A 2,729-nucleotide genomic window follows, 5' to 3' on the forward strand; every position below is an offset into this window, starting at 1 on the left:
GGACGCGTCCGGCCCCACGACCACGGTCGAATGTCCGGCGATCGCGTGGCGCAGCCTGCCCGCGGTCGCGTGCGCCAGGGGTTCGTCGGGGTCGCGCTCCATGCGGCGTACGAGGTTGCGCAGCCGTTTCGCGTCGTCGTCGCCGCTGACCAGGTGCGGAAGGAAGTCGCACAGGGTGTCGAGGAGCTCCCGGTCGCTCGCGCCGCGGCGCATCCACTCGCTGAGCGAGTCCTGCACCTCGTCGCGCCAGCGGGCGGTGTCGAGCCCGCACCACACCAGGTCGGCCAGCATCCGGGTGTACTGCGGGGACCCCGCGAGGAGGGCGGCGACGAGCGGCCAGTCCCTGTGCCCCTGCAACGCGGGGACCTCCTTCAGGCCCCACAGGGGCGACACGCGCTGCCAGACGAGCCGGTCCACGGTGAACAGCGCCAGGTCGCGGCGGCTGACGCGCCGGTCGCCCAGCCAGGCGCCGAGCCGCCGCAGCACGGTCCCGGGTTCGGTTCCCGCGAGCAGCCGGGCCACGCTGAAGGACGCGGGCGTCAGCACGTCCTGGTCCTCCCCGCCGGCCAGCCTGCCCAGCTCGTCGAGGCTGGCGGAGACCGACCTCTCGACGGTGCCGTAGCCGTGCACCAGGGCCGCCGTGCCGATCCGCGCCGCGTCGTCGCCGCGCGCCCACACCCGTACCGCGTCCCGCACGATCAGGCGTACCGGGTCGCTGAGCGCCGCGGCCTGGGCGAGCGCGGTGGCGGCCGCCAGCTGCTGCTGGAGGTCGTCGCTCGACGCCATCGGGAACACGATCGCGTCCAGGGCGTAGGCGTAGTCGAGCGTGCACAGCGCACCGGCCGTGATGGCGGCCGGGACCCACACCACCGGTACGCCGATGTCGCACTGGGCCCGCAGCCACCGGGACAGCGGCCCGCGGGCGTTGTGATGGTCCTCCCAGACGTGGTTGAGGACGGCCCGGGCGAGTGCGCCGCCCTGCAGGCGCACCTTGCGGGTCTGCAGGCGTCGGCCGCCGGAGCGCTGGTCGTCGAAGACGACGTCGCCGGTGAAGAGCTCGGCCCGCGCCGCCGCGAGGCGGGCCTGCCGGTGGTCGCTGAACAGGACCCGGCCCGGCTCCCTGCCGGGGTCGGTGGACTGCGCGAACTCCCAGGCGAGTTGCTCCGCGGCCTCGGCGGCCACGCTGTAGGGCGAGCCGTTGTAGACGGCCACCGCGGTGCGGAAGGCCGCCTGGCGCAGTGCCGCCGACACCGCCTCCCCGTGGCGCGACGCGGCCCGCCCGGTGGTGGCGAACCAGGCGCGCGCCTGCCGATGGGCGAAGGTGGCGAGTTCGGCGAGGAGTTCGTCCTCGGAGGTCTCCTCCTTGAGGCAGCCGACCAGGAGCCCGGCGAGGGACTCCACTTCGCGGGGGCGCAGCGGGTCGAGCCCCATGGCCTGCACGACGTCCGCCCGCCGCGACAGCGTCAACGCCTGCTGCAGGCGGTCGCGCTCGGCGTGGCCCAGGAGTGCCACGAGGTGCTTGTGCAGCATGCCGTCGGCCGACGGCGTCCGGAACAGCTCCCCGTACCGGCCGGCGAGGAGTTCGTCGGCGAATCCGCCCGCGCCGACGACGAGGATCGCGTACGCGCCGCGCCGGTCGAGGAGGCTGCTGAGCCGGTCCAGGTGCAGTTCGGCGGGGCGTTCGGCGGCCAGGGCGCGCGCCCTGTCCTCCTCCCTGTCGCGCTCGTCGCCCCTGGGGCGCCGCCGCCCGGTGAGCACCTCTTCGCCGGTGATCCGCACCAGGTAGCCGTGGCCCTCCGCCAGGTCCGACTCGCTGATCCGGTCCAGTTCGGTGCGCGGGTCCATCCGCTCGACCTGTCCGCGGGTGACCTCGTCGAGCAGGGAGAGGGCCGTGTAGCCGCGCCCGCTGCCCGGGTCGCCGCACAGCGCGATCAGCCGTTGCCGCTCCAGGAGTTCCCGCAGCTCCGCGTAGCCGGGCGGCTCCTCGAAGACACGGCGCAGCCGCCGCAGCTCCTCGCGCGGCACGGTGCCGGACACCAGGCGGGGCACGCCCGCCCGGGCTCCGTGGTAGTGGTGGTGGTCGCCCAGGTGCACATCGCCCTGGGTCCCGTCGAGGATCGCGTTGCGGCCGTGTACGTCGACGAAGTTGGCGCGGGCCTGCTGTGCGGCCTCGTGCCCGCCGACCTCCGACCGGTCACCGAGCGGGCCCCGGCGCGCCGCGTCGTGCCGGTGTCCGTCGTCGGACGCCGCTCCCGGGCCGCCGCCGCCCTGGGGGCCCTTGCCCCCGCCTTCGCCCCCGCCCCTTGGTGCGCCTTTTCCCCCGCCTCCGCCGCCGCCCGATGCGCCCTTGGCTCCGCCTCCTCCGCCACCACCGCCCGGTGCACCCTTGCCCCCTCCGTCGTCACTCACTGCGGCCCGGCTCCTTCCGCGCTGGCGCCTCTGCCATCTCTGCCGTATCCGCCGTATCCGCCGTCTCGACGTCTCGGCCGTCACTGCTGTCCCGGCCGTCGTGCTCGTCCCCGGGCGTGATGCGGACGCCGATGATGTCGCCGTGCACCTCCGCGCCGTCCACGATCTGGTTCTGTCCGTTGACGTTGATCCAGTACTTCGTCGGCCACCGCCCGCCGGACTCCGCTCCCGGCCCCGCTGCCGGGGCCGCTGCCGGGGCCGCCCCGGACGAGCCGCCCCTGCCTCCGCCGGGAGCCTCCGGCACGCCCACCCCCGTGGGG

At 75.4% G+C, this 2,729-nt stretch carries 1 protein-coding gene and 1 pseudogene; both read right to left on the reverse strand.

The annotated features are described in order from the left end of the window. Window positions 1-2,409 (reverse strand): hypothetical protein (locus ACFWZ5_RS35795; protein WP_384891829.1); only part of this gene is annotated, 2,409 nt, incomplete at its 3' end. Then, window positions 2,402-2,729, reverse strand: a pseudogene (locus ACFWZ5_RS35800) (hypothetical protein); the annotation flags it as partial. The gene ACFWZ5_RS35795 and the pseudogene ACFWZ5_RS35800, both read right to left, overlap by 8 nt.

This window comes from Streptomyces sp. NPDC059003 (genome assembly GCF_042740445.1).
Taxonomy (GTDB): Bacteria; Actinomycetota; Actinomycetes; order Streptomycetales; family Streptomycetaceae; genus Streptomyces.